The 24312-nt window shown below is 71.5% G+C and carries 23 protein-coding genes and 2 pseudogenes; 19 read left to right on the top strand and 6 right to left on the bottom strand.

Features of this window, described 5'->3' with window-relative positions:
• The first annotated feature begins 112 nt into the window (after positions 1-112).
• From SSP29_RS39645 to SSP29_RS39610, 8 genes are all read left to right on the top strand, one after another.
• A complete protein-coding gene (locus SSP29_RS39645; RefSeq protein ID WP_089105784.1) occupies positions 113-880 on the top strand; it encodes an IclR family transcriptional regulator in 768 nt (255 codons plus the stop codon).
• Between the two features lie 51 nt (positions 881-931).
• The gene (gene glpK, locus SSP29_RS39640) at positions 932-2452 is read left to right on the top strand and encodes a glycerol kinase GlpK (RefSeq protein ID WP_089105783.1); all 1521 of its coding nucleotides are present in this window, start codon (positions 932-934) and stop codon (positions 2450-2452) included.
• Positions 2453-2714: 262 nt separating this feature from the next.
• A complete protein-coding gene (locus tag SSP29_RS39635; RefSeq protein WP_145969005.1) occupies positions 2715-3107 on the top strand; it encodes an SCP2 sterol-binding domain-containing protein in 393 nt (130 codons plus the stop codon).
• Positions 3108-3166: 59 nt separating this feature from the next.
• A complete protein-coding gene (locus SSP29_RS39630; protein ID WP_150135792.1) occupies positions 3167-4396 on the top strand; it encodes an acyl-CoA dehydrogenase family protein in 1230 nt (409 codons plus the stop codon).
• Complete coding sequence (locus SSP29_RS57200; RefSeq protein ID WP_089105781.1) at positions 4393-5370, top strand: hypothetical protein; 978 nt, start codon at positions 4393-4395, stop codon at positions 5368-5370. The genes SSP29_RS39630 and SSP29_RS57200 overlap by 4 nt, the downstream gene beginning before the upstream one ends.
• Entirely contained in the window at positions 5367-6335 is a 969-nt protein-coding gene (locus SSP29_RS57195) for a HesA/MoeB/ThiF family protein (RefSeq protein ID WP_245883479.1), read from the top strand. The genes SSP29_RS57200 and SSP29_RS57195 overlap by 4 nt, the downstream gene beginning before the upstream one ends.
• A gap of 62 nt (positions 6336-6397) precedes the next feature.
• Positions 6398-7825: an MFS transporter gene (locus SSP29_RS39615; protein WP_089105780.1), complete on the top strand. Its 1428-nt coding sequence runs from the start codon at positions 6398-6400 to the stop codon at positions 7823-7825.
• 10 nt (positions 7826-7835) lie between these two features.
• Positions 7836-8570 (top strand): LuxR C-terminal-related transcriptional regulator, encoded by a 735-nt coding sequence (locus SSP29_RS39610; protein ID WP_089105779.1) that lies wholly within the window; start codon positions 7836-7838, stop codon positions 8568-8570.
• 75 nt (positions 8571-8645) lie between these two features.
• On the opposite strand, the gene SSP29_RS39605 is transcribed toward SSP29_RS39610, so the two are convergent.
• On the bottom strand, positions 8646-9170 hold the full coding sequence (locus SSP29_RS39605) for a winged helix-turn-helix domain-containing protein (protein WP_089105778.1): 525 nt from the start codon (positions 9168-9170) through the stop codon (positions 8646-8648).
• 318 nt (positions 9171-9488) lie between these two features.
• Between SSP29_RS39605 and SSP29_RS39600 the strand changes: the two genes are divergently transcribed.
• Both SSP29_RS39600 and SSP29_RS39595 read left to right on the top strand, forming a co-directional pair.
• A complete protein-coding gene (locus tag SSP29_RS39600; protein WP_089105777.1) occupies positions 9489-9668 on the top strand; it encodes a hypothetical protein in 180 nt (59 codons plus the stop codon).
• Between the two features lie 52 nt (positions 9669-9720).
• Complete coding sequence (locus tag SSP29_RS39595) at positions 9721-10911, top strand: beta-ketoacyl-[acyl-carrier-protein] synthase family protein (RefSeq protein WP_245883478.1); 1191 nt, start codon at positions 9721-9723, stop codon at positions 10909-10911.
• Between the two features lie 45 nt (positions 10912-10956).
• Here the strand turns inward: SSP29_RS39595 and SSP29_RS39590 are convergent, their stop codons facing one another.
• The 3 genes from SSP29_RS39590 to SSP29_RS39580 form a co-directional block, all read right to left on the bottom strand.
• A complete protein-coding gene (locus SSP29_RS39590; protein ID WP_089105775.1) occupies positions 10957-12684 on the bottom strand; it encodes an alpha/beta fold hydrolase in 1728 nt (575 codons plus the stop codon).
• Positions 12685-12904: 220 nt separating this feature from the next.
• Positions 12905-13645, bottom strand: a complete 741-nt coding sequence (locus SSP29_RS39585) for an NADPH-dependent F420 reductase (protein WP_150135789.1) — start codon at positions 13643-13645, stop codon at positions 12905-12907.
• 4 nt (positions 13646-13649) lie between these two features.
• Positions 13650-14717: an LLM class flavin-dependent oxidoreductase gene (locus tag SSP29_RS39580; protein ID WP_089105774.1), complete on the bottom strand. Its 1068-nt coding sequence runs from the start codon at positions 14715-14717 to the stop codon at positions 13650-13652.
• An 81-nt stretch (positions 14718-14798) separates the two neighbouring features.
• On the opposite strand from SSP29_RS39580, the gene SSP29_RS39575 reads away from it, so the two are divergent.
• Positions 14799-15269 (top strand): MarR family winged helix-turn-helix transcriptional regulator, encoded by a 471-nt coding sequence (locus SSP29_RS39575; protein ID WP_089105773.1) that lies wholly within the window; start codon positions 14799-14801, stop codon positions 15267-15269.
• A 130-nt stretch (positions 15270-15399) separates the two neighbouring features.
• Here SSP29_RS39575 and SSP29_RS59190 read toward each other — a convergent pair.
• A pseudogene (locus tag SSP29_RS59190) lies at positions 15400-16296 on the bottom strand (LysR family transcriptional regulator); the annotation flags it as partial.
• A gap of 137 nt (positions 16297-16433) precedes the next feature.
• On the opposite strand from SSP29_RS59190, the gene SSP29_RS61385 reads away from it, so the two are divergent.
• The 5 genes and pseudogenes from SSP29_RS61385 (at position 16434) to SSP29_RS39545 (ending at position 20868) form a co-directional block, all read left to right on the top strand.
• Positions 16434-16517, top strand: coding sequence for a putative leader peptide (locus tag SSP29_RS61385; RefSeq protein WP_350760414.1), 84 nt, complete (start codon positions 16434-16436; stop codon positions 16515-16517).
• 136 nt (positions 16518-16653) lie between these two features.
• Positions 16654-17840: pseudogene (gene sfnG / locus SSP29_RS39560) on the top strand (dimethylsulfone monooxygenase SfnG).
• A gap of 57 nt (positions 17841-17897) precedes the next feature.
• On the top strand, positions 17898-18455 hold the full coding sequence (gene ssuE / locus SSP29_RS39555) for an NADPH-dependent FMN reductase (protein ID WP_089105771.1): 558 nt from the start codon (positions 17898-17900) through the stop codon (positions 18453-18455).
• Between the two features lie 4 nt (positions 18456-18459).
• A complete protein-coding gene (locus SSP29_RS39550; protein WP_089105770.1) occupies positions 18460-19644 on the top strand; it encodes an SfnB family sulfur acquisition oxidoreductase in 1185 nt (394 codons plus the stop codon).
• An 81-nt stretch (positions 19645-19725) separates the two neighbouring features.
• Positions 19726-20868, top strand: coding sequence for an LLM class flavin-dependent oxidoreductase (locus tag SSP29_RS39545; protein WP_089105908.1), 1143 nt, complete (start codon positions 19726-19728; stop codon positions 20866-20868).
• A gap of 13 nt (positions 20869-20881) precedes the next feature.
• Here the strand turns inward: SSP29_RS39545 and SSP29_RS39540 are convergent, their stop codons facing one another.
• Positions 20882-22012 (bottom strand): Gfo/Idh/MocA family protein, encoded by a 1131-nt coding sequence (locus SSP29_RS39540; protein ID WP_089105769.1) that lies wholly within the window; start codon positions 22010-22012, stop codon positions 20882-20884.
• A 156-nt stretch (positions 22013-22168) separates the two neighbouring features.
• Here SSP29_RS39540 and SSP29_RS39535 point away from each other — a divergent pair, with 156 nt between their 5' ends.
• The 3 genes from SSP29_RS39535 to SSP29_RS39525 all read left to right on the top strand — a co-directional run bounded on the left by SSP29_RS39535 (position 22169) and on the right by SSP29_RS39525 (position 24270).
• Positions 22169-22615, top strand: coding sequence for a MarR family winged helix-turn-helix transcriptional regulator (locus SSP29_RS39535; RefSeq protein WP_089105768.1), 447 nt, complete (start codon positions 22169-22171; stop codon positions 22613-22615).
• 416 nt (positions 22616-23031) lie between these two features.
• On the top strand, positions 23032-23655 hold the full coding sequence (locus tag SSP29_RS39530; protein ID WP_089105767.1) for a DUF6230 family protein: 624 nt from the start codon (positions 23032-23034) through the stop codon (positions 23653-23655).
• 87 nt (positions 23656-23742) lie between these two features.
• On the top strand, positions 23743-24270 hold the full coding sequence (locus tag SSP29_RS39525; RefSeq protein WP_150135780.1) for a DUF6114 domain-containing protein: 528 nt from the start codon (positions 23743-23745) through the stop codon (positions 24268-24270).
• Positions 24271-24312: the final 42 nt, after the last annotated feature.

Raw genomic sequence — 24312 nt, 5'->3', positions numbered from 1 at the left:
CGGGTCGGTCAATGAACGTGGGTCGGCATTACCGAACGGGGCCTCCCGCGCCGGCGCCGCGGCGCCCTGCGCACGTACGGCAGACCTTCCCAGACGGTAATAGGCTCGATTCATGACCGGTCCGGTCCAGTCCATCGAACGGGCGGCCGCGATTCTGCGCCTGCTCGCCGGTGGGCCCCGTCGACTCGGGCTCGGAGAGGTGGCGGCCTCCCTCGGGCTGGCCAAGGGCACCGCCCACGGCATTCTGCGCACGCTCCAGCACGTGGATTTCGTGGAGCAGGACGCGGCGACCGGCAAGTACCAGCTCGGAGCCGCCCTGCTGCATCTGGGCACGAGTTATCTCGACGTGAACGAGTTGCGGTCCCGATCCATCAACTGGGCCGACGCCCTGGCCGCCCGCAGCGGGGAGGCGGTGCGCCTGGGCACGCCCCTGGAAGGCATGGTCCTGGTCGTCCACCACGTGTTCCGGCCGGACGACACGCTCCAGACCCTGGACGTGGGCTCGCTGCTGCCGCTGCACGCCTCCTCGCTGGGCAAGGTGCTGCTGGCGTACGGGACCGCGCCCCTGGAGTCCGCCCTGGATTCGGGCCTCGAGGCGTACACCAGGCACACCCTGGTCACCCGGGAGCAGCTCACCCGGGCACTCGCCGAGGTCCGGGAGGTGGGCTGGGCCGCCGAAATACAGGAAATGAGCATGGGCGAGGCCGGGCTCGCCGTGCCGATCCGCGGGCACGGCGGCCTTGTCGTCGGTGCCATCGGACTGTCCGGCCCGGTAGAGCGGGTCTGTGACAGCCAGGGCCACCCCCGGCCCGCCCTGATCACACTGATCCGGGAGGCGGCACGGGCGATCTCCAGAGACCTCGGCGCCGCCCGCTGGTGAACCCCCTGGCCCCGCGCTCGCTCCGCGACCCATCGGAAGGCGGACCCGATCATGGTGGAACGGTATGTGATGTCCATCGATCAGGGCACCAATTCCACACGATGCATCCTGTTCGACCGGGGCGGCCGGCTGGTGTCCGTCGCGCAGCGCGAGCACCAGCAGCACTTCCCCAGGCCCGGCTGGGTCGAGCACGACGCCGTCGAGATCTGGCAGAACCTGCGACGTGTGGTGTCCGAGGCCCTGTCCGGATCCGGTACGGCCGTCGACACGGCGCAGGTCGCCGCCATCGGTCTGGCCAACCAGCGGGAGACGACGGTGCTCTGGGACCGCCGCACGGGCACCCCGCTGGGCCGGGCGCTCGTCTGGCAGGACACGCGCACGGCGCCGCTGGTCGAGGAGCTCAGGGAACGGCCCGGAGAGGAGTTCTTCCTCGACCGGTGCGGGCTGCCGCCCTCCACCTACTTCTCGGCACTGCGGCTCCGCTGGCTGTTCGACCACGTCAAGGGCCTGGAACAGCGCGCGAAGGACGGCGAGGTGCTGTTCGGCACGATGGAGAGCTGGCTGATCTGGAACCTCACCGGCGGTGCCGACGGCGGTCTGCACGTCACCGACGCCACCAACGCCAGCCGCACCATGCTGATGAACATCCGCACGCTCACCTGGGACGAGGAACTCCTGGCGTTCTTCGGCGTCCCCCGCCCGATGCTGCCCCAGATCCGGTCCAACGCGGAGACCTACGGCGAGGCCGTCGCGCTGCTTCCCGGCGTGCCCATCACGGCCGCACTCGGCGACCAGCAGGCGGCACTCTTCGGCCAGACCTGCTTCTCCCCGGGCGAGGCCAAGTGCACGTACGGAACGGGCAGCTTTCTGCTGCTCAACACCGGCACCGACGTCATCCGGTCCCGGCACGGACTGCTCACGACGGTCGCCTACAAGATCGGGGACCGGGCACCCGTCTACGCCCTGGAAGGGTCGATAGCCGTCACCGGCGCACTGGTCCAGTGGTTCCGCGACCGACTGGGACTGATCAACAGCGCGCCGGAGATCGAAACACTGGCGCGTACCGTCGAGGACAACGGCGGCTGCTACATCGTCCCCGCCTTCTCCGGCCTGTTCGCCCCGCGCTGGCGCAGCGACGCGCGCGGCGTCATCGTCGGCCTCACCTCCTACATCACCAGCGGGCACCTGGCCCGGGCCGTCCTGGAGGCCACGGGCTGGCAGACGCGTGAGGTCGTCGACGCCATGAACGCCGACTCCTCGGTGCCCCTGAAGGAGCTGAAGGTCGACGGCGGCATGACGGCGGACAACCTGCTCATGCAGTTCGTCGCCGATGTGCTCGGCGTGCCCGTCGTACGGCCCATGGTCTCCGAGACGGTCTCCCTGGGCGCCGGGTACGCCGCCGGGCTCGCCGCAGGCTACTGGCCGGACCTCGAGGTCCTGCGCCGCAACTGGCACCCGGCCGCCCGATGGCTGCCGGGAATGGACCCCGGCCACCGGGAGTCGGAGTACGACAACTGGCAGCGGGCCGTCGAGCGGTCGCTGGGCTGGATAAGACGGCCCGGGTCTCCCTGAGCACCGACTTCGGTGGGGACCGCGGGGTCGGAGACGCGGCGTGTTGCGGTTGGTGCGCACGGAAACCCGCGAAGGTCTTTGGGGTGAATTTCCTTTCCGGTATCTGTTTTTCACCGCCCGGTTGTCTCGTCTCCTTTCCGTGTCCTGTCCGCTTCCCTTCGGTCTTATGTTGGCACGGTGGAAGCCGGTCGTGACGGCCCCTAACGTTTCTTTCGTGAGCGCTTTCGTGCAGGAGAAGCGCACGAAGAGCGAAGGGGGGAACATGTCAGTATTTCCGTCCAGTGAAATGGCCGTGAAGGTCTTCAGCAGTCTGTTCGCCGTATTGCTGGAGGATGACGATTTCGTGGCGCGGGCCCGGCAGGAGGGCCTGTCCGTCCGGCTCGTCCACACGAAGCCCGACTGCGAGATCTTCGTGGCACCGCAGGGCCTCCGCATCGGCGAGGAGCAGGCGGGCCCGGCGGCGATCACGCTCCGGATGTCCTGCGACACGGCCCACGCCCTGTGGATGGGACAGCTCATGGTGCCCGTCGCCATCGCCACGGGCCGGCTCCGGATCCGCGGCAAGGTCGCCAAGGTGCTGGAACTGGTGCCGATGCTGCGCCCCGCGTTCGACCGGTACCCCGAGATCGCGGCCGCCGCCGGCATCGCCGCGTGAACCGCTGCCGGGCGACCCGTCCCGAACACCGAACCGACGCACAAGGAGTGACACCGCACGTGAACACCGCTCTCTCCGAATCCGTGTCCGAGGCCGCGCTCAACTTCGACGTACTGCCGAACGGCGTCGAGCAGTTCAGGGAGGCCGCCAAGGAATTCGCCCGGAACGTCGTCAAACCCCGCGTCCAGGAACTGGACCAGAAACCGGCGGCGCATTTCGACTGGGACCTCGTCGGTCACGGCCACCGGGTCGGTCTCACCCGCGCGGCGATTCCGAAGGAATACGGCGGCCTGGGGGTGGGGATGCTGGGCGTCGCCACCGCGCTGGAGGAGGTCGCCGCGGTCTGCCCGGGCACGGCACTGATCTTCGGGGCCACCCTGCTCGGCCAGGCGCCGGTCCTGCTCTCCGGCGATCCGCGCCTCCAGGCCCGCTTCCTGCCCCTGTTCTCGGGCGACGAACCGGTCCTCGCCTGCAACGCCGTCACCGAGGAGGACGCGGGCTGCGACCTCATCGTCCCCTCCCAGGCCGAACACGCGCGCAACGTCACGACCGCCCGCAGGGACGGCGACGAGTACGTGCTGACGGGCCGCAAGCGGTTCATCACCAACGCGAAGGTCGCCGCGTTCGCCTCCGTGTTCGCCAACATGGCGGGCAGCCCGGGGGCGACCGGGCTCACCTCCTTCATCGTCCCTCTCGACCTTCCCGGTGTGGTCCGCGGGCCTGTGGCGGACAAGATGGGATACCGCGCCTGCCTCGGCAGCGAGCTGGAGTTCCACGACGTCCGGGTGCCCGCCGAGTACATGATCGGCGCGGAGGGCGAGGGCATGGCCATCAACATGGCGCAGAGCAACATGGCGCGCGCCGCGGTGGCCGGCATCTCCACGGGCGTGGCGCGCAGCGCCCTGGAACAGGCGATCGCCTGGTGCGGTGAACGGGTCCAGGGCGGGCGTCACCTCAAGGACCAGCAGTTCACGGCGGCGAAGCTGGCCGGCATGGCCGCCAAGGTCGACGCCGCCCGCCTGCTGTACCTGCGGGCGGCGGACAAGGTCGACAACGAACTGCCGCCGCCGGTCTACGAACCGGCCGCGGCCAAGCTGTTCGCGGACCGGACCGCGATCGACGTGGCGGAGACGGCCCTCTCCCTGCTCGGCGCACGCGGCTATCTGCGCTCCTACGGCGTGGAGAAGATGATGCGGGACGCGTTGGGCACCCGGATCTACGAGGGCACCCCCGAGGTCCTGGCACTCGCCGTCACCGACAGCCTCTACGCCGAGAAGGACGAGTGGTGAGCGCCGCCGGCCCCGCCTTACGCGGCACCCCGCCCCCGGAGCCCGCGGGCAACGGGGACCCCCGCGCCCGGCGCTACGCCCGGGACATCATCAGGCTCCACGACCTGCTCAGCTACCGGCGGCTGCCCGCGGAGTTCAGGGGCGACCCGCTCTCCCTCGTCGAGGACCCGCACGGCGCACTGGTCACCGTCACGGGCCGGGACAGCCAGTTCCCCTCCCGCTACCTCAAGGGGATGCTGGGGTTCCGGCTGGCCCAGTACCTCCGGCTGGACTGGATCTCCGCCGCCGCGGTCCACCGCACCGCCGCGTTCCACGAACCACTGCCGCACTCGCCCGTGGAGAACATCCACACCGTCACCCTGTGCGCCCGCTCCGGGAAGATCCGCGGCTATGTGGGACTGGCCTGCTCGGCCGACACCGAGAGCCTGCCCCTGGACTCCGCGTGCCGTACCCCGTTCCCGACCGAGGCGGCGCACGGCATCGACCTGCTGGGCCGGTACGCACGGCCCGGCCTGGGCACCCACCAGGCCTTCGAGTTCAAACGGTTCCTGCGGGACCAGACGATGCCACGGGACGAGCAGCACACCCGTGTCCCCTGGCACCTCATGCTCGGCATCGGCGAGGCGCTGCTCCGGCTGGGCGACGACGTGCGCGTCGTGCTGGGCGACGCCAAGGAGCACGTCGCCCTGCGCCATCTGCGGCTGGTCGGCTTCGACCTGCACGTCGTCGAGGGCACGTCGCCCTGCCTCGCCGAATCGGATCCCATGGCGCCGATCTACCGGCAGACGGTCGTGGCCAAGCCGTTCGCCGCCCCGGTGCCCGCGGACATGACCTGGTACCGCGACGTGGTCCGCTCCTACCTCGACGGGACGAGCGACCTGGCCTCGTGGCAGGCCGTGATCACCACGCTGGCCGCACACAGGAGGCGTACGGGACACCGTCCCGATCCCGCACGAGGAGGGGTTCGCAGGTGACGAACGGCGACAGGGATCCGCTGTCCGAGACGGCCAAAGGGCCCGCGGCGAAAGCCGGGTTCTACGCCGAACTGACCGCCCGCAACGCCGGGGTGGTGCCCGGGGCCGACCAGTGGGCGCTGCGCACGGCCACCGTCCTGGTGGCCGGCTGCGGGTCGATCGGGGGCGCCGCCGTCGAACCGCTGACACGGCTCGGCCTGCAGAAATTCGTGCTCGCCGACCCGGGGACGTACGAACTCAACAATCTCAACCGGCAGTCGGCGACCGTCGCCGACCTCGACCGGAACAAGGCCTCGCTGGCCGGGGACCGGGTACGGGCGATCAACCCGCACGCCTCGGTCGAGGTCTTCACCGAAGGGGTCACCCCGCAGACCGTCGAGAAGCTGACGGCCTCCTGCCAGGTGATCATCGACGGGGTGGACGTCACCACCCCCGAAGGGTGGCGGGCCAAACTCCTGCTGCACCGCCACGCCGTGCGGCGGCGGCTGCCCCTGATCACCGGCTGGGACATGGCAGGCACCCAGTACGTCCGCTGCTACGACTACCGCCACATCCGCGAACCGTTCGCGGGAGCCATCGGCCCGCACGACGCGGACCGTCACGACATGTGGGAACTGCTGCGCCGGGCCGTGCCGTTGCGGCACGTGCCGACCGACATGCTGGCCGAGATCCGGGCCAACCACGCCCGGACCGACTACAGCTTTCCGCAGGTCGCCTACACGGCCATGGCGTTCGGCGTGATCAGCTCCCACATGGTGGTACGGCTGCTGGCCGGGCAGCGGGTGCGGCCCGAGGTCCGTCTCGACGTGCACCAGAAGACCAGGCCGCTCGGGGAGCAGTGGCGCACCCGGGCGCGATGGCCGGTGGAACTGGGGGCACTGCTGCCGGAACTCCTGCGGCTGGCCCGTCGTGCCGGCGCGGACCGGACCCCGCCGGCCGCGGTGGACCGCGACGCGACCCCATGACGCAGGCCGGGCGAGGTCATGCCGCCCGCACCCGCGCAGCCATTCCGACCACGGAGGTGGACATGAGTGTTCGGCAACGCAACGTGCTGTGGACGTTCCTCTGCTGTGGCCTGGGCGTGGCCATGGTGTCGCTCGACAACCTCGTCGTCATCACGGCCCTGCCGTCGATCCGCGAGGACCTCGGCGGGAGCATCCAGCAGCTGGAGTGGACCGTCAACGCCTACACCCTCACCTACTCGGTGCTGATGCTGACCGGTGCGGCCCTCGGGGACAGGTTCGGCCGGCGGCGGATGTTCGGCATCGGGATGGGCGTCTTCGTCATCGCGTCGGCCGCCGCCGCGCTCGCCCCCGGCATCGGTGCCCTGATCGCCGCACGCGCCGTGCAGGGCCTGGGCGCCGCGCTGCTGATGCCGCTGAACCTGACGATCCTCACGGACGCGGCGCCCGTCCGGCGCCGCGGTGCCCTGCTGGGCGCGATGAGCGCCGTGGAGGGCGTCGCGATCGCCATGGGCCCGCTCCTCGGCGGAGCCGTGGTGGAGCACCTGAGCTGGCAGTGGATCTTCTGGATCAACGTGCCGATCGGCGCGGTGGTGCTGCCGGTCGCCCGGTGGAAGCTCGCCGAGAGCCACGGCCCCAGCCCCCGCCTGGACCTGGTGGGCACGGTCCTGGCCAGTGCCGGGCTCTTCGGGATCGTCTTCGGCATCATCAACGGTCACGCGGACCACTGGACCAGCGTTCGCGTCCTGCTGTCGCTGGCGGGCGGCGCGGCCCTCCTGATCGCCTTCGTCCGCTGGGAGCGGCGTGCCGAACACCCCATGTTCCCGATGAAGTTGTTCCGCCACCGGACGTTCAGTGCGATGAACGTCGCCGGGCTGCTGATGTTCGCCGGCATGTTCGGGTCGGTCTTCCTGCTCACCCAGTTCCTCCAGGGGCCACGCGGCTACACGCCCCTGGAGGCGGGTCTGCGGATCCTCCCGTGGACCGCGGTGCCCGTGTTCGTGGCCCCCCTGGTGGGCCTGGTCTCCGACCGCGTCGGCGGCCGGACCATCGTCGCGCTCGGCCTGGCCTTCCAGGCCCTCGGACTGGGGTGGATCGCCGCCCGTGTCTCGCCCGGGGTCCCCTACCCGTCGCTGATTCCCGCACTGGTCCTGTGCGGACTGGGAATGACCTTCTACTTCTCGCCCACCGCGAACATGGTGATGAGCGCGGTCGAGGCGGGGGAGCGCGGCATGGCCTCCGGGGCGATCAGCGCGCTGCGCGAACTCGGCGGTGTGCTCGGTATCGCGGTGCTCGCCTCGGTGTTCTCCGCGCACGGGGACCTGACGACGGCGGACCGGTTCACGGACGGCATGGTTCCGGCGGTGTGGACCGGCGTGGCCCTGATCGCCTGCGGAGCGCTGGCGGTCCTGCTGGTACCGCGGCGCCCCCGCGACGGCCGCTCCGCCGGCCCCGAACCGGCCGTGCCGGGGTGCGTGGGTGACCTGGTGTGAGGGGACGGCGATGAACTCACCGATCAGGATCCTGCTGGTGGACGACCGGTCCATCGCCCGCACCGGAATCCGGTCCGTCCTCGACGAGGACGGCGGTATCGAGGTAGTCGGCGAGGTGGCCGACCGTGCGAGCGCGGTGGGCAAGGCCCGTGAACTCCGACCGCATCTGCTGCTCGCCGGCGCCCCAGCGGGCCCCGCCGACGCGGTGGAACTGGTCGACGAACTGTCCGAGTGCTGCGGCGGCAGAGGGCCCGGCGTCCTGCTCATGGCCCACGAGGGGGGCCCGGGTGCCCGGCGGGCCCTGCGGGCCGGAGTGCACGGAGTCGTACTCCACCGCGTCACCCCGGAACAGCTGCTGTCCGCGATTCACGTCGTGGCGGCCGGATACCGGATCTTCTTCGACGACGAGGGGCCCGCGGCGGGCGGCGACGGTCCGTATCCCGAGGCCGGGGAATTCCCTGGCGTCCCGGCGGCGGGAGCGGCGGGAATCGAGTTGCTGACCCGACGGGAGCGGGAGGTGTTCCGGCTGCTGGCCCAGGGGCTGAGCAATACGGAGATCTCCGCCGTGCTGGTGCTGAGCGAAAACACCGTGAAATCCCATGTGCAACGACTGCTGGAAAAACTGAAGCTGCGCAACCGGGTGCACGCGGTCATCCACGCCTATCGGATGGGCCTGATGGCACCGTCCTGCCGGGAGCCCGTACGGCAGCGGACCGGCTCCAGCGCTCCGGGGGCGCTCCAGTGAGCCTTCGGCGCTCCGCGCGAGCCCTGTTGAGCGCACGGCGCTCAACAGGGCTCGTTTCGTTGGCTGTTGTGAAGATCAGTCGCTGGATTCGAGGAGATATCCCCGTCCGTTGGCGGTCCTGATACGCAGTCCGAGGGCGACCACCTTGCGGCGGATTCTCATGATGTGCAGGTCCAGGGCGTTCTGGCTGGCCGTGCCGCGCCGCGCGTGGAGCAGGGCGATCAGCTCGTGCCGGGCCACGAGGGTGCCGTACCGCTCGACCAGCGGCTGCAGCAGGTTCATCTGGGTCGCCGACACGGGCACCATCCGGCTGCCGTACCGGAGCAGCCCGTCCTGGTCGAGGACGGGGATCCGGTGCGTGCCGGCTCTGGCCCGGAGCGCCGCGATCCGGGCGGCGAAGTCGGCCCGGCTGACCGGCGCCCGGATCCAGTCCTCCCGCGAGTCGCTCGGGACCGGCGGAGTCGCGCCGTTCTCCACCACGAGGAGCCGGAGGGTTCCCCGGCGCCGCAACTGCTCCAGTTCCTGCCCCTCGACCGGCCAGCGCAGGACACGAACGTCCTGGGCGGCTGAGAATAACTGCCCCTCACTGTATTGAGGCACGAATTGACTTCCCCTTTCGGATGGATGGAATAATGCGGGGTCCTGTGGCTTCGCTTCCCCTGCGGCATTACTACCTCACTATGCAGTGGGTCCAAGCATCGCTGCAACAACTGCATTAGAGGGCATGCTGCCGAGCTATCTGCATAAAATAGGACAGGTGGCAGGCTGTTAATCATCCTAATAGTCCTTTGTGGGGCCTCCCTGACCTGCCCCGATCTCGTGAAAAAGAGTGAAGCGCCGGACCGTTCCGAGCGAGTAGATTTCTCCGGGCGGATACGTCGAAAATTACGGTCGATATTCGAAGGTGCCGGGAAAGGCATGGAAAACGCCGAAGACATTCTCACTGCCGGGGAATTGCTGATCGCCATCATGGCGCTGGTGACGGCCGGGCTTCCCCGAGCGTCCTGGGAGACGCCGGAGGACCTGCCGCCGGCGACGCAAGGCAAGAGACAGGAACACCGCGCGGAAGGAACCCGCCATGCTGCCCGCGACCACTGAAGCGAACCGGCCCCGTGCCGGCCGGCGTACACCCCCGGGTACCGATGTGCTGGTGACGGGTCTCGGAGTGACCACCCCGCTCGGCGGTGACGTCCCGTCCAGTTGGGCGGCGCTGCTGTCCGGCCGGTCCGGCGTGTCCCGGCTGGACGCCCCCTGGGCCGAACAGCTGCCGGTCCGTATCGCCGGAGGCATGTGCGAGGACCCCGCCGCACGGCTGGACCGGATCCAGCGGCGGCGGCTGGACCGCAGTCAGGCGGCCGCGGTGGTGGCGGCCCGGGAGGCGTGGGCCGACGCCGGCCGGCCGCAGGTCGAGGCCGAACGGCTCGCGGTGGTCGTGGGGACCGGCATCGGCGGCGGCCTCACCCTCCTCGAACAGGACGACCGGCTGGAGAAACGGGGTCCACGCGCCATCTCCCCGTACACGGTGCCCATGCTGATGCCCAACGGCAGTGCCGCGGCGGTCGGCCTGCTGCTGGGAGCCCGGGCGGGCACGCACGCCCCGACCAGCGCCTGTGCGTCCGGTGCGGAGGCGCTGGCGGTCGGCACGCTGCTGATCCGCTCCGGCCGTGCCGACGTGGTCGTCGCGGGCGGTACGGACGCCTGCCTGCACCCGCTCGCACTCGGCGCGTTCGCCCGGATGCGCGCCCTCTCCCTGCGCAACGACGCCCCTGACCTGGCGTCCCGGCCGTTCGACCAGGAACGCGACGGGTTCGTCATGTCCGAGGGCGCCGGCATGGTCGTACTGGAACGCGCCGACTTCGCGCGGGCCCGCGGCGCGCACGTGTACGCGACCCTGTCGGGTGCGGGAGTCACGTCCGACGCGTACGACGTGACGCTCCCCGCCGTGGAGGGCCAGACGCGGGCCATCGGGGCGGCGCTGCGGGACGCGGGTCTCACCGGGGCCGACATCGACCATGTGAACGCGCATGCCACCGGTACGCCCGTGGGTGATGTCACCGAGGCGAGGGCCGTATCGGAGGCCGTGGGCCCGCATCCTGCGGTCACCGCCTGCAAGTCCGCCACCGGCCACCTCCTGGGCGCCTCCGGAGCGGTCGAGGCCGTCTTCACCGTCCTCACCCTGGTGCACGGGCTGATCCCGCCGGTCCGCAACCTGGAGAAGGCGTCGGACGGGATCGAGCTGGACCTGGTGTCCGGCGGGCCGCGGCGGGCATCCGCCCGGGCGGCCCTGTCCACCTCGTTCGGATTCGGGGGACACAACGTGGTCCTCGCCTTCACGAGGTAGCACCCGGGGGAGCCCGCCGCGGACGCCCGGGCCGGGTGTCCGCGGCTATCGGGCGGCGGCCCGGTCCCGGCAGGACGTCAGAAGCCGTGCGACGGCGGCCGGATGGGTGAGCTGGGGACAGTGCCCGGCGGCCTCGATCACCGTGACCGGCGTCTCCACGGGCTCGGCCAGCGGATCCGCCGACCCGACGACGATGTCCACGGGCATCCGCAACTCCCGCAGTACACGGCGCAGTTCCGCACGCTGCCGGTGGGCGTCGCGCACGGCGGCGACCACCCGGCGCGACGTCCCCGCACGCCGCAGGTCCAGCGCGAGGGCGTCCGGACCGGGACCCTCGGGCAGACCGAGCGAACGGGCCAGGCGGGCGGCGGGAGCCGCCCGCAGCAGTGGTACGGCCAGGGGTGAGCGCAGCGACGCGGCGGACGGCCGCTGGAGGAAGGCCGGCGCGACCAGCACGAGGGCCGCGAACCGGTCGGGCCGGGCCGCGGCGCAGCGCAGTGCGGGGCCGCACGCGAGCGAGTGCGCCACGAGCACCGGCCGGGTCTCCACCGGGCGTAGCAGGTCGCCGAGCCAGTCGTCGAGAGATGCCTCGCCCGCTCCCGACCTGCCGAAGCCGGGCAGGTCGGGAGCGAGGACGGGCGCGTCCAAGTGGTCCGCCGCCCCCGCCCAGGCGTCGGCGCTCAGCAGGAGTCCGTGCAGCAGCACGTATCCGGGGCGCCGACGCTCTCCCGTCACCCAGGTACGGGTACCCGCCACGCTGTGGAAGCCGTAGGGCCCGCGGGACCGGGCGGAGCGGCCGAAGCGGGTGGCGACCAGGTCGTCGGCCCACTGGCGCAGCGCCGCCTGCACCGGCGCCATGGACAGTCCGTGCGCCGCGGACAGGGCGCGGGCGGCGGCCGTGTCGTAGCGGTCGGCCGACAGGAACGACAGGGTCTCGGGATCCGCCCGGGTGATGGCGCGGGGCAGCCTGCGCAGCAGGCCCACCGGGATCGAGCGGCGAGGCGGGCGCACCCCCATGTGCTCCGCGAGCAGGCCGACCAGCGCCGGCAGTTCGGGGGTCGAGTCGTCCAGCACCCAGTAGGTGCCGCCCGCGCTGCCGGGGTCCTGCGGAAGAGCGGCCAGGAACCGGACGAAGTGGTCCAGGGTCACCACCGGAAGGAAGATGCCGGGACCGCCGGGCAGGGCCCGCAGCCGGCCCTGCCACAGACCGGAGACCACCTCGGCCAGGCCGAGGTACTGTCCCGGCCCGATCACCGTACTGGGATTGGCGATGCTCAGCGGTACCCTCAGCTCGCGGGCGCGCTCCCGCACCGCGGTGTCGCCTTCCTGCTTCGACGCCTCGTACGCACCCTGCCGCCGGTAGTCCGGCGGCCGCCCGTCCGCGGCGGCTGCCATGCGGTAGCCGCTGATGTGGACCACCCGGCGCAGCTCCGGCAGGCCCGCCGCCCACGAGACCACGTGTACGGCGCCCGTCACGTTGACCGCCCGCGCCTCGGCCGCCGCGATGCCGAACGCGAAGCGCGCGGCGGTGTTGTAGACATCGCGGATCCCGGACAGCCCGCCCTCGGGCAGACCGAGACCGGGGGCGGTGATGTCGGCCCTGACCACCGTCAGAGCGGTACGGTCGATCCCTTGTCCGTCGAGCCACGCCGTCAGCTCGTCGCCGGAACCGCGTACGGCGGCCGCCACCCGGTGGCCCCCGCGCAGGAGTTCCGCCACGAGGGAGCGGCCGATGAAGCCCCCGGCGCCGAAGACGATCGAGTCCGAGAGCATGCTGTCTCCTTGCCCGGGCCGCAATGCCGTGTCAGCGCTCCGGGGACCGGACCAGGGGCCCCGCCCGCGGAGCGGCTCCCACCGTACCGAAACACGGGGGGCGAAGCGGACGAACCATGCCCGCACCGCACGATCGGGACGATGTGCTCATGTGTGCAAGCCGTTCTTGCGGCACGTGAGCTCGGCATGTGTGTTGAGCACGTGTGTGGAGCGCATATGTTCAGGCGGCCGGTTCGGCCGGCGCCGTGGCAGCCGCCCGGGCGGCGATCACGACGCGTCCACGGTCGGACTCCGGGAAACGGTCCAGCATGGCACGCAGTTCCTCGGCGCCGACGTACGCGCCGAACGGCTCGGTGCCCGGCTCCAGCCGTACCCCTTCCGCTAGCGGGCCCGCCACGACGGGGTCGAAGCCGAGCGCGTCGACCAGGTGTGCGACGGTGGCGAGGCCGTCCGCATCGTCGCCGGCGATCGCGATCGCCCTGCGCCCCGGCGTGCCCGCGGGCCGCGCCCCGTCCTCCAGGTCGTGATAGCCCATGTGGTTGAACGCCTTGATCACCCGCGCTCCGGGCAGGTACGCCTGCACGGTCTGACTGGAGGAGGTCAGCGGGTCGGTGAGGTCCTCGCGGTCGCCGTCGACCTCCCACCAGTAGTTCATCGCGTCGACGACGAGCTTGCCCCGCAGTGCTTCGGCGGGAATGCCGCGGTACTTGCCGAGCGGCAGGGCCAGGACGACCACGTCCGCCTCCGCCGCGGCCTGCGCGGCGCCGACCGCGACGGCACCGGGGGTGAGGACCTCGACGGTGAGGGCGATCGCGGCGGGGTCGCCGGATCCGGCGATCAGCACGCGGAAACCGGCCGCCACGGCCAGCCGCGCCAGCACCGTGCCGACCTTGCCGGCGCCCAGGATCCCGACCGTACGCACGCCGCCGGCCTTCGGCTCCGTCTTCTCTGCTCCGTTCACGGCGTCAGCCGGCGAGGAGGTCGCGGACCATCGGGATCACCTTGCTGCCGTACAGTTCGACGGCGCGCAGGCGGGCGCTGACCGACTGTGCCCCACCGGTGTAGATGAGGTCGAACCGGCCGACACCGAGCGCCTTGACGGCGCCCGCCATCTTGCGGGCGACCGTCTCCGGGGAGCCGATGTAGAGGGAGCCGTGCTCGATCTCGGCCTCGTACTCCTCCCTGCGGATCGGGGGCCAGCCCCGCAGCGCGCCGATGCGGTCACGGATGACCCGGTAGTGCGGCCAGTGCTGTTCGCGGGCCGCCTCGTCGGTGTCGGCGACGAAGCCCGGCGAGTGCATCCCGACGGGGTGCGCGGTCGTGCCGAACTGGTCGGCGGCGCGCCGGTAGAGGTCGATGTACGGCGCGAAGCGCTCCGGGTTGCCGCCGATGATGGCGATCATGAGCGGGAAGCCGTAGCGGGCGGTGCGGATGACCGACTGGGGGGTGCCCCCGACCCCGACCCAGGTGCTGAGCCGGCCCGACTCGGTCTTGGGGAAGACGTCGGCGGCTTCGAGCGGTGCCCGTTTGGTGCCGCTCCAGGTGACGGGCTTCTCCTCCAGCAGCTTGGCGAACAGCTCGATCTTCTCTTCGAACAGCACGTCGTAGTCGCTCAGGTCGTACCCGAAGAGCGGGAACGACTCGGTGAAGGAGCCGCGCCCGAGGATGACCTCGGCCCGGCCGTTCGAGAGTGCGTCCACGGTGGCGAAGCGCTGGAAGACGCGGACCGGGTCGTCGGAGCTCAGCACGGTCACGCCGGAGGCCAGCCGGATGCGGTGGGTACGCGTGGCGATGCCGGCGAGGACGGTCTCCGGGGTCGAGATCGCGTACTCCGGGCGGTGGTGCTCGCCGAGGGCGATGACGTCGACGCCGGTCTCCTCCGCGAGCACGGCCTCCTCGACGACCTGCCGGATGGCCCGCGCGCCGGACACCAGGGCTCCCGAGTCGTTCTGTGGCACATCGCCGAAGGTGTCGAGGCCGAAGACGAGATCGGGTACGGGGTCGGGTGCGGGATCGGACACGGGGGCGGACATGACGGGGCTCCTTCGAGTAGTTGACGTGTCAATCATCGCTCGCATATGATTGACGTGTCAACAAGAAGGAGTGGCGGCACGATGACGGCGCGACGGAAGGAATTCCCCACCGCTGAGGAACTGCGGATCTGGCGGGACTTCATCGAGACGACGGAAGCGCTCCGCGCCGAGCTCGCGGCACGTCTGCAGCGCGAGAGCTCCCTGTCGCCGGGTGACTACGCCGTGCTCCTCGCCCTCCGCGAGGCGGAGGGGCGGCGGCTGCGCTCCTCCGAACTGGCGGCCCGCGTCGGCTGGGAGCGCAGCCGCCTCTCGCACCAGATCGGCCGCATGGAACGGCGCGGGCTGATCCGGCGCGAGGAGTGCGTCACCGACAGCCGGGGCGCCGAGGTGGTGCTCACACCGGAGGGCGCGCAGGCGTTCCGGAACGCGTCCCTGCCCCATCTGCGCGCCGTGCGGGAGCTGTTCGTGGCCGCCCTCACCCCGGACCAGCTCGTCGCGGCGCAGCAGATCACCACGGCGCTGCGGAACCACCTGACGGCGCTCGACACCTGAGGCCCGCTGAGCGCTCTGCTGGAACGCCGCCGTGTGTCGTCTGCGGCGCCGTCGTGGCTGGTCGCGCCCGCGCGGCGGTAGCCGCATATCGGATACGGCCCCGCGCCCCTTCGGGGCGCCGGGCCTCCGTGCCCAGCTCGGCCGCCCGGCGCACGAAGGTCTCGTACAGGTCCTGCGCGGCCTGCGGCACCGACTCGGCCCGTCGGCGCTGCAGCATCAGCACCACCTCGGTGGCGTCCCCGGCCAGCGGCCGGCACACGATCGTCCCGTCGCGCTCCAGCGGGTCCCCGACCACGCTGAAGTCCGGCAGCACCGTCGCTCCCAGCCCCTCCGCGACCATCAGCTTGCCCATCTCCGCACCGTCCGTCGAGTACGAGAAGACGGGGGTGCGGTCCGCCAGCAGCCGGTGCACATAGCGGTGCATCACATAGCCGGTGCGCATGGCGATCAGGGGCACCGTGAGCAGATCGTCGGCCGACACCTCGGCCCGGCCGGCGAGCGGACTGTCCGGCCGGACGCACACCACCGGCCGCCCGCGCAGCAGTTCGGTGGCCTCGAAACCGGCGGGCACGTCGTCGCCGGCGAGATGGTTCACCAGCCCCAGGTCGAAGCCGCCCTCGGCGAGAGCCCGGTGGATCTCCGTCTGCTGGGCGCCCACCACCTCGACCTGGGTGACCGGTTGCGTGGCCCTGAAGTCCCGAAGCACCGGGATGAGCAGTGACACGGTCGCCGCGTTGACTGTGCCGACGCGCACCATCCGGCTGATCCGGTGCTGCTCGCCCGCCGCGACCCGCAGCCGGTCCACCGCCTCCAGCACCTGGACGATGTGCGGCAGCAGCTCCTGCCCCGCCGCGCTCATCGTCGCGCCGGTGCGCTTGCGCTACAGCAGGTCGACGCCCAGCTCCCGCTCCAGGTTCCGCACGGTCTCGCTCAACGCGGGCTGCGACAGGCGCAGTTCGTCGGCCGCCCGGCGCAGCGAGCCGAGCCGGGTCACGGCCGCTATGTATTCCAGCTGTTCGGTCCGCACCCCGGCAGAATGCGCCGCTATTCGGGGCGTGTTCAAGGGTTTCCCTGTCACACGTTCGTGAAATTCAATGGTCCGCGATGCGAGAACGGTCGGGTTTTCCTTGACGCCCGTCGGCACCGACTGCGACCATCGACGGCATGAAGATGCGACTGGACCTCACGCGGCGACGCCACGTCGACCTCGCGCGCGTCTCCAGCGCCTCCTGTTGCGCCGCGGCCTGATCACCCCGCCGAGATCCGCCGCGCCTCCTCTTCTCCTTCTCCCTTTTCCCGCCCGAATTCCACCGTGCTCGCGCGCGCACCGCGCCGGGCACCCCTGAATTCCGGCGTGCCCGAGAACCCGCAACAGGAGTTCCGCATGCCCGCCGCACCCGTGAAATTCGCCTACTGGGTCCCCAACGTCAGCGGAGGACTCGTCACCAGCAGGATCGAGCAACGCACCGACTGGGGGTACGACTACAACCGCGAACTCGCCGTCCTCGCCGAGAACAACGGCTTCGAGTACGCGCTCAGCCAGGTCCGCTACATGGCCGGCTACGGCGCCGAGTACCAGCACGAGTCGACCAGCTTCAGCCTCGCCCTGTTGCTCGCCACCGAGCGCCTGAAGGTCATCGCCGCCGTCCACCCCGGTCTGTGGCACCCCGGTGTCCTCGCCAAGCTCGGCGCCACCGCCGACCATCTCTCGAACGGCCGGTTCGCCGTGAACGTCGTCTCCGGCTGGTTCAAGGGGGAGTTCACCGCGCTCGGCGAGCCCTGGCTGGAGCACGACGAACTCCCCCAGTTCTCGGCTTCGCTCGAACCGGGGGGACCCCCATCCGCCGCGCCGAGGAGTTCATCCGCGCGCTGCGCCAGATCTGGACCGAGGACCACACCGAACTCGCCGGTGACTTCTACCGGCTGCGGGACTTCTCCCTCAGGCCCAAGCCGCTGAACACCCCCGAGCGCCCGCACCCGGAGATCTTCCAGGGCGGCAACTCCACCGCAGCCCGCGCCATGGCGGGCCGCGTCTCCGACTGGTACTTCTCCAACGGCAAGGACTTCGACGGCGTCGTCGAACAGATCGACGACGTCCGCAAGTCCGCCGCCGAAGCAGGGCGTACGGCACCGAAGTTCGGCCTCAACGGCTTCCTCATCGCCCGCGACACCGAGGCCGAGGCCCGCGACACCCTCCGCGAGATCATCGCCAAGGCCGACAGCGAGGCCGTCGAGGGCTTCGGCGCCGCCGTCAAGCAGGCCGGGCAGTCCGCCGCCGACGGCAAGGGCATGTGGCAGGACTCCACCTTCGAGGACCTCGTCCAGTACAACGACGGCTTCCGAACCGGCCTCATCGGCACCCCGGAACAGATCGCCTGGGGGTCCCTCCCGGCCGAAGGCTGGGGGAGCGTCGTCGCCTGCAAGAAGCTCGGCGTCGACCTCTTCCTGCTCGGCTTCCTGCACTACCACGAGGAGGTCGAGTACTTCGGCAGGCGTGTACTGCCCCTGGTCCGCGAGCTGGAGGCCCAGCTCCCGGCCACCGAGCCCGAGTCCGCCCGAGCCCACGCCTGACCCTCCCCCCAGACGAGGCGTTCCGCGCCGCCCCGGCCACCAGAAAGAGGCAGCTCCATGGCCACCGTCCTCTCCGTCTCCGGCAGTCCCTCCGCCTCCTCCCGCACCGGCCGCCTGCTGCGTCACCTGGACCAGCGGCTGACCGCCCAGGGCCACGAGGTTGTCCCGCTCGACGTCCGCACCATCCCCGCCGAGGCCCTGCTCGGCGCGGACTTCCGGCACCCGGCGATCGTCGAGGCGACCGAGCTGTTCGCCCGCGCCGACGGGGTCGTGGTCGGCACCCCGGTCTACAAGGCGTCGTACTCCGGTGTCCTCAAGGCCCTCCTCGACCTGCTCCCGCAGTACGCGCTCACCGGCAAGACCGTGCTGCCACTGGCCACCGGCGGCTCCGTCGCACATGTCCTCGCCATCGACTACGCGCTGCGTCCGGTCCTCAACTCCATGGGTGCCGCCCACATAGTCCAGGGTTGGTTCACCCTCGACAAGGACATCACCGTGGGGGAGGACGGCACCCTGGTCCTCGCGCCGGCCGCCGCCGAGGCCCTCGTCCCGGTCGTCGACCAGTTCTCGGCCGCACTCCTCGGCCGCACGCCCGTCCTCGCCGCGGCGAGCTGATCCGATGACCGCCCACGTCATCGCCGACGACACCGAGGCCCTCGCCGTGGCGAAGGTCCTGGCCGACGCGTTCCGGGCCGGGGCCGCCGAACGGGACGCCGAACGCAGGCTGCCGCGAGCCGAGTTGGACCAGCTGTCGGCATCGGGTCTGCTGGGCGTCACCGTGCCCGCCGAGCACGGCGGCGCCGACGTCGGCGCCCTGACCCTCGCGGAGATCTTCCGGCTCCTCGGCTCGGCCGACGGCAGCCTCGCCCAGATCCCGCAGAGCCACTTCGCGTACGTCAACGTGATCCGCCGTCAGGGAACCGAGGAACAGCGGAAGTTCTTCTTCGCCGAACTGCTCGCCGGCAGCCGCTTCGGCAACGCCCAGTCCGAGGCCGGGACGAAACACGTCCAGGACATCCGGACCCGGCTGGAACCCCAGAGCGACGGCACTTATCTGCTGACAGGGGTCAAGCACTACTCCACCGGGGCCCTCTTCGCCGACTGGATCCCCGTCCTGGCCCGCGCCGAGGACGACAACCTGCACGTGGCGTACGTCCCCCGGGACGCACCCGGCCTCACCGTAGTCGACGACTGGGACGGCATGGGGCAGCGTACGACCGCCAGCGGAACCGTCCGGCTGGACGGAGTCCCCGTGCCCGCCGACCGTGTGCTGCCGCACCACCTGACCTTCCAGGGACCCCAACTCCACGGCGCGGTCGCACAGTTGTTGCACGCCGCCATCGACGTGGGGATCGCCGGTGGAGCGCTGGCCGAGGCCGCGGAGTTCGTGCGGAGCAGAAGCCGGCCCTGGTTCGAGAGCGGGGTCGAGACCGCCGCCGAGGACCCGCTGCTGATCCAGCGGTTCGGTGAACTCGCCGTCCAGGTGCGGGCGTCCGAGGCTCTGCTGCGAGGGGCCGCCCGTGCGGTCGACGCGGCCGGCGCCCGGCTCACCGACGCGTCGGCCGCCGAGGCGTCCATCGCCGTGGCCGCCGCGAAGGTGCAGGCGGCCGAGACGGCCGTGGCCGTCGCCGGGGCGCTCTTCGAGCTGTCCGGAACCCGCTCGGCCCTCAACTCGCTCAATCTGCACCGGCATTGGCGGGACGCCCGGACCCACACCCTGCACGATCCGACCCGCTGGAAGATCCAGCACATCGGCCGGTACGTCCTCAACGGCACCCCGCCGCCCCGTCACGGCCTGCTCTAGCCGCCCCGTCACGGCCTGCTCTAGCCGCCTCGCCGTGTGCCTCGCTCGCCCCGACGGACACTCGTGATCGGAGAAAGCCTCGTGTCCCTCACCTTCCACTGGTTCCTGCCCACCAACGGGGACAGCCGGCATGTCGTCGGCGGCGGTCACGGCACCCCGGCGACCGCCTCCGGACGCGACCGGCCGCCGACGGTCGCCTATCTGAGCCAGATCGCCAGGGCCGCGGAGGACCTCGGTTTCGTGGGGGCGCTCACTCCGACCGGCGCCTGGTGCGAGGACGCCTGGCTGACCACGGCGATGGTCAGCCAGCACACCGAGCGGCTGAAGTTCCTGGTCGCCTTCCGGCCGGGGTTCGTCTCGCCGACGCTCGCCGCGCAGATGGCCTCCACCTTCCAGCGGCAGACCGGCGGACGGCTGCTGCTCAACATGGTGACCGGGGGCGAGAGCCATGAACAGCGGGCCTACGGGGACTTTCTCGACAAGGACGCGCGGTATCGCCGTACCGGTGAGTTCCTGGAAGTCGTACGGGGGCTGTGGGAGGGCCGGACGGTCGATCTGGACGGGGAGCACCTCCGGGTCGAGGACGCCAGGCTGGCCCGGGTGCCGGAGCCGGTGCCCGAGGTGTACTTCGGGGGGTCCTCGCCGGTCGCGGGCGAGGTCGCGGCCCGCTACGTGGACGTGTACCTGACCTGGGGGGAACCGCCGGCGCAGGTCGCCGAGAAGATCGCCTGGATCCGGGGGCTCGCGGCGGAGCAGGGGCGCACCCTGCGGTTCGGGATACGGCTGCATGTCATCACCCGGGACACGTCCGAGCAGGCGTGGGCCGAGGCCGGCCGGCTGCTCGACGGGTTCGACCCGGAGACCGTGCGGTCGGTGCAGTCGGGGCTGGCCCGCAGCGAGTCCGAGGGGCAGCAGCGGATGCTGGCCCTGCACGGCGGCCGGCGGGACGCGCTGGAGATCCACCCCAACCTGTGGGCGGGCATCGGGCTGGTACGCGGCGGCGCCGGCACCGCCCTGGTCGGCTCGCACGACGAGGTGGCCGAGCGGATCAAGGAGTACGCGGCGCTGGGCATCGAGGAGTTCGTGCTGTCCGGGTACCCGCATCTGGAGGAGGCGTACTGGTTCGGGGAGGGGGTGCTGCCCCGGCTGGCCGCGGACGGGGTGTGGCGGCACCCCGCCGGGAAGGGCGCGGCGCCCTCGGCCCAGGTGCCGTTCGCGTCCTGAGGGTTCGCGCTCGTCAGGGTGCTGCCAGGCCGGATTCGATGCTGCGGTGCCGGGCGGCGCCGTGCGCGAAATCGGGTACGACCGGCGTGCCGTCGCCGCACAGGTCGTCCAGGAACCGCCGGTAGGCGTGGGCGACCGCGTAGGCCGGCGCATCGGCCCGGGCGTCCAGGCCGGGGACGCGGACGAGGGATTCGGGCACCGGCAGCGGAGCGAGGCCGGCGGACGTGGAGCGGCCGCCTTCGACGGTGACCGGGCCGAGCTGGAGATGGCCGACGGGAGCGGTGAGGACGAGGTCGCCCTCGGTGCCGTTGATCTCCCAGCGGAAGCCGGTGCCCCGGGACATGCCGCCGCGGTAGTGGACGGCGGCCACCGCGCCGCCCGGCAGCCGTCCCGTGGCCACCACCTGGTCCGCGGCCGTCATGGGCACGCGCTGCCCGGTCTCGCGGTCCATGGACCACGTACGGCGCGAGGCCGTCCGGATCCGCAGTTCCTCGGGCTCTCCCAGGACCGATGCGAGCCCGTCGAGCAGGTGGCCGAAGGGGATGGTCAGCATCGTCGCGCCGTTCGCGGCGTCGAGGACGTAGTGGTCGCGGGGGCCCACGGTCGCGCCCCAGGCCCCGCCGGAGCCCACGACCGTCGTGGACAGCACCTCCCCGACGTAGCCGTCGGCCACGAGACGGCGTGCGTGGACGACGGCCGGGTGCGAGCGCGCCTGGAGTCCGACCACCGTCGGCACGGCCCGGCTCCGCGCCTGCCGGGCCATGTCCTCCGCCTCCGCGAGCCCGTTGCCCAGCGGCCACTCGCACAGCACGCTCTTGCCGGCGCTCAGCGCCGTCCGCACCAGTTCCCGGTGGTGCGGCACCTTCACCGCCACGACCACGAGGTCCACTTCGTCGCAGGCGGCCAGCTCGGCGGCCGACCCGAAGACGCGGGGCACCCCGTGCACCTGTCCGGAGCGCTCCGCCGATTCCTTCGAACTCGTGCTCAGCGCGCTCAGCTCGTATCCCGGGACGGCGCGCAGGGCCGGCAGGTGCGAGCGCTCGGCCCAGCTTCCGTGCGCGCCGAGTCCGATGATCCCGACGCCGAGCGGCTTACCGGACCGGGCCCGCTCGGCGAGGAGTGACGCGGATGCGGATGCGTTCATGATGCGGAGACCTCTCCTTGCGGCCACGGGCCGCGCTCGCTGTCCAGCAGGCCGTCGGGGGCGTGGCGCAGCGGGTTCCGGCCGCCTGGCGCAGGCGTGGCCGCCACCGCCACCTGCTAGCGTTGACATCTCAACACTAGGAAGAGGCTTGTTGATATGTCAACTCCCGGGAGCGGGGCCGGTGAGTCGGCGGGCGGCGTCGTGCCGGAGCCCGTCGAGCTCTGGTCCGCCTTCAAGCGCGCCCATGAACTCGTCCGGACCCGGGTGGTCGCGGACACCGCCGAGGCGGCGGGCCTGTCCGAGCCGGACCTGACCATCCTCGTCAACCTCGACAAGGCGGGCGGCGCCCTGCGGCAGAGCGAGCTCGCCGCGTCGCTCGGCTGGGACCGCACTCGCATCTCCCATCAGCTCACCCGCATGGGCAAGCGCGGACTCGTCGCCCGCGAACGCGGCGACGGCGTCACCGTCACCCTCACCGACGCCGGGCGCCGGACCGTCACCGCCGTGCACCCCGGCCTGGAAGCCGCGGTGCGCCGCCACTTCACGGACCGGCTCTCCGCGGAGGAGGCCGAGATGCTGAGTTCCGTGCTCCGCCGGCTCTAGGCCCTGTCGTTTGGATCATCCCGGCGTCGCGGGGGCTGGCACGCACTCCCCCACTGCCTTAAAAGGCGTGGGGGGACCCCCAGCGGCGTTGTCGTCACTCGCCGACGTCCCCCAGCCTTCGGCCGGGAGGTGCCCCCACCGCGTCGACTCCCTCCTCCGCCTTGCAGCTGCACGCACCAGCCCCCGCTCGGGTCTGTCGCAAGGTGCCGCACCTCATGGCCAGGCTGATCCAAACGACAGGGCCCAGTCGGGGCCTCGTCGCCCGAAGAGAGCAGCAGAAGTTGCGTCACTCGTCCGGCGGGCCTGGCGTGCGGTCGCTTCGCACAGCCGGGAGCCTAGGATCCATCACCGGACAAACGGGGCATCTACTGCCTTGTCGGCATGGGCGGGTCCACCTCACGAGCGAAGGAGACGGGATGTCGCACCGCGCCGGAAGAACCCGTTGGAGACGCTTCGCGGTTGTCCTGGTGCCCGGCGTCGCGGCCTGTGCGACCGTCGGCATCGCCATGGCGCAGGGCGTGCTCGCCGCCTCGTTCTTCATCTCCGGCCAGCAGTTCCAGGTCTCCGCCGACACCCTGACCGCCCGCGGGTTCAGCCTTTACGGCATGGTCGACGTCACGAGGAAGCACGAACTCGTACCCGTCGTGGTCTCCGGTTTCCGGCACGCCACCCTCAAGGGGCTGTGCCAGTCCGTCGTCGTCGACGTCCCGGTGCTGGGCACACAGACTCTGCGGCTCACCGGTGGTGGCGGCCGGCCGGCCGAGGCCTCGAACCTGTTCATCGACGCGACGAGCGAGTCGGTCGGGGAGGCGGATTTCGGCGGCCTCGACATCGGCGTCGCTCAGGGAGCCGTCACCAAGGGCCCGATCAGGTCCGGGGACCGGAACTCGCGCTTCTTCGACCCCGACGGCGTCGCCCAGCAGTCGCTGTCGACCACCCTGAACGACGTGCGGGTGACCGCGGTCGCGGTCTCGGCCGGCACCTTCAACATTCCGGGCCTGCGACTGCGGGTCGAACAGGGCAACCACGCATGCTTCTGACCCGGGCGGCCGCTGTGCACGGGCGCCGCACGCCCGGGCCCACCACCTCCTCGCGGGACCGCAACCCCACTCATCAGGACAGGACGCGTGATCACCAACCCTTTCGGCAGAGGACGTGAACTGCTCGCCAGGGCACCGCAGTTCCGGCGCGGGTTCCGCACCTGGCGTGGTGAACGTCCTTTCTGGGCCGGGCTGTTCACCTTCGCCGCCGGTCTGCCCATCCTCTACTGGCCCTACGCGAACCTGAACCTGGGCGGAATTCCGCTCGCCCTGTCGACCACGTCCGGCGCCGGGTCGCTGGTGATCGGAACCCTGCTCCTGGTCCTGGGCGTCGCGCTCTGCTGTCGCCCCCATCTCCGTGTGTTCGCCGGGATCGCCACCCTCCTGCTCGCCGTCATCTCCTTCCCCGTCGCGAACTTCGGCGGCCTGTTCCTCGGCGTGGGCTCCGGTCTGATCGGCGGTTCCCTGGCCTGTGCCTGGCTGCCGCCCCCGGCCGGCGAGCCGTCGACCGCGCCCGGCGACGAGACGGCCGCGACGGCCACGACTGGCGCGACTGCCACGACGGCTGCGACTGCCACGACGGCTGCGGCGGGAGAGGGGCGCAGTGGCTCCTGACCCGCGCACCGGCAGCATCGCGCACTCCCGCGAGCGCGTCCG

This window comes from Streptomyces hyaluromycini (assembly GCF_002217755.1).
In the GTDB taxonomy this organism is placed as follows: domain Bacteria; phylum Actinomycetota; class Actinomycetes; order Streptomycetales; family Streptomycetaceae; genus Streptomyces; species Streptomyces hyaluromycini.
This window is presented reverse-complemented; position numbering and strand designations above follow the sequence as displayed.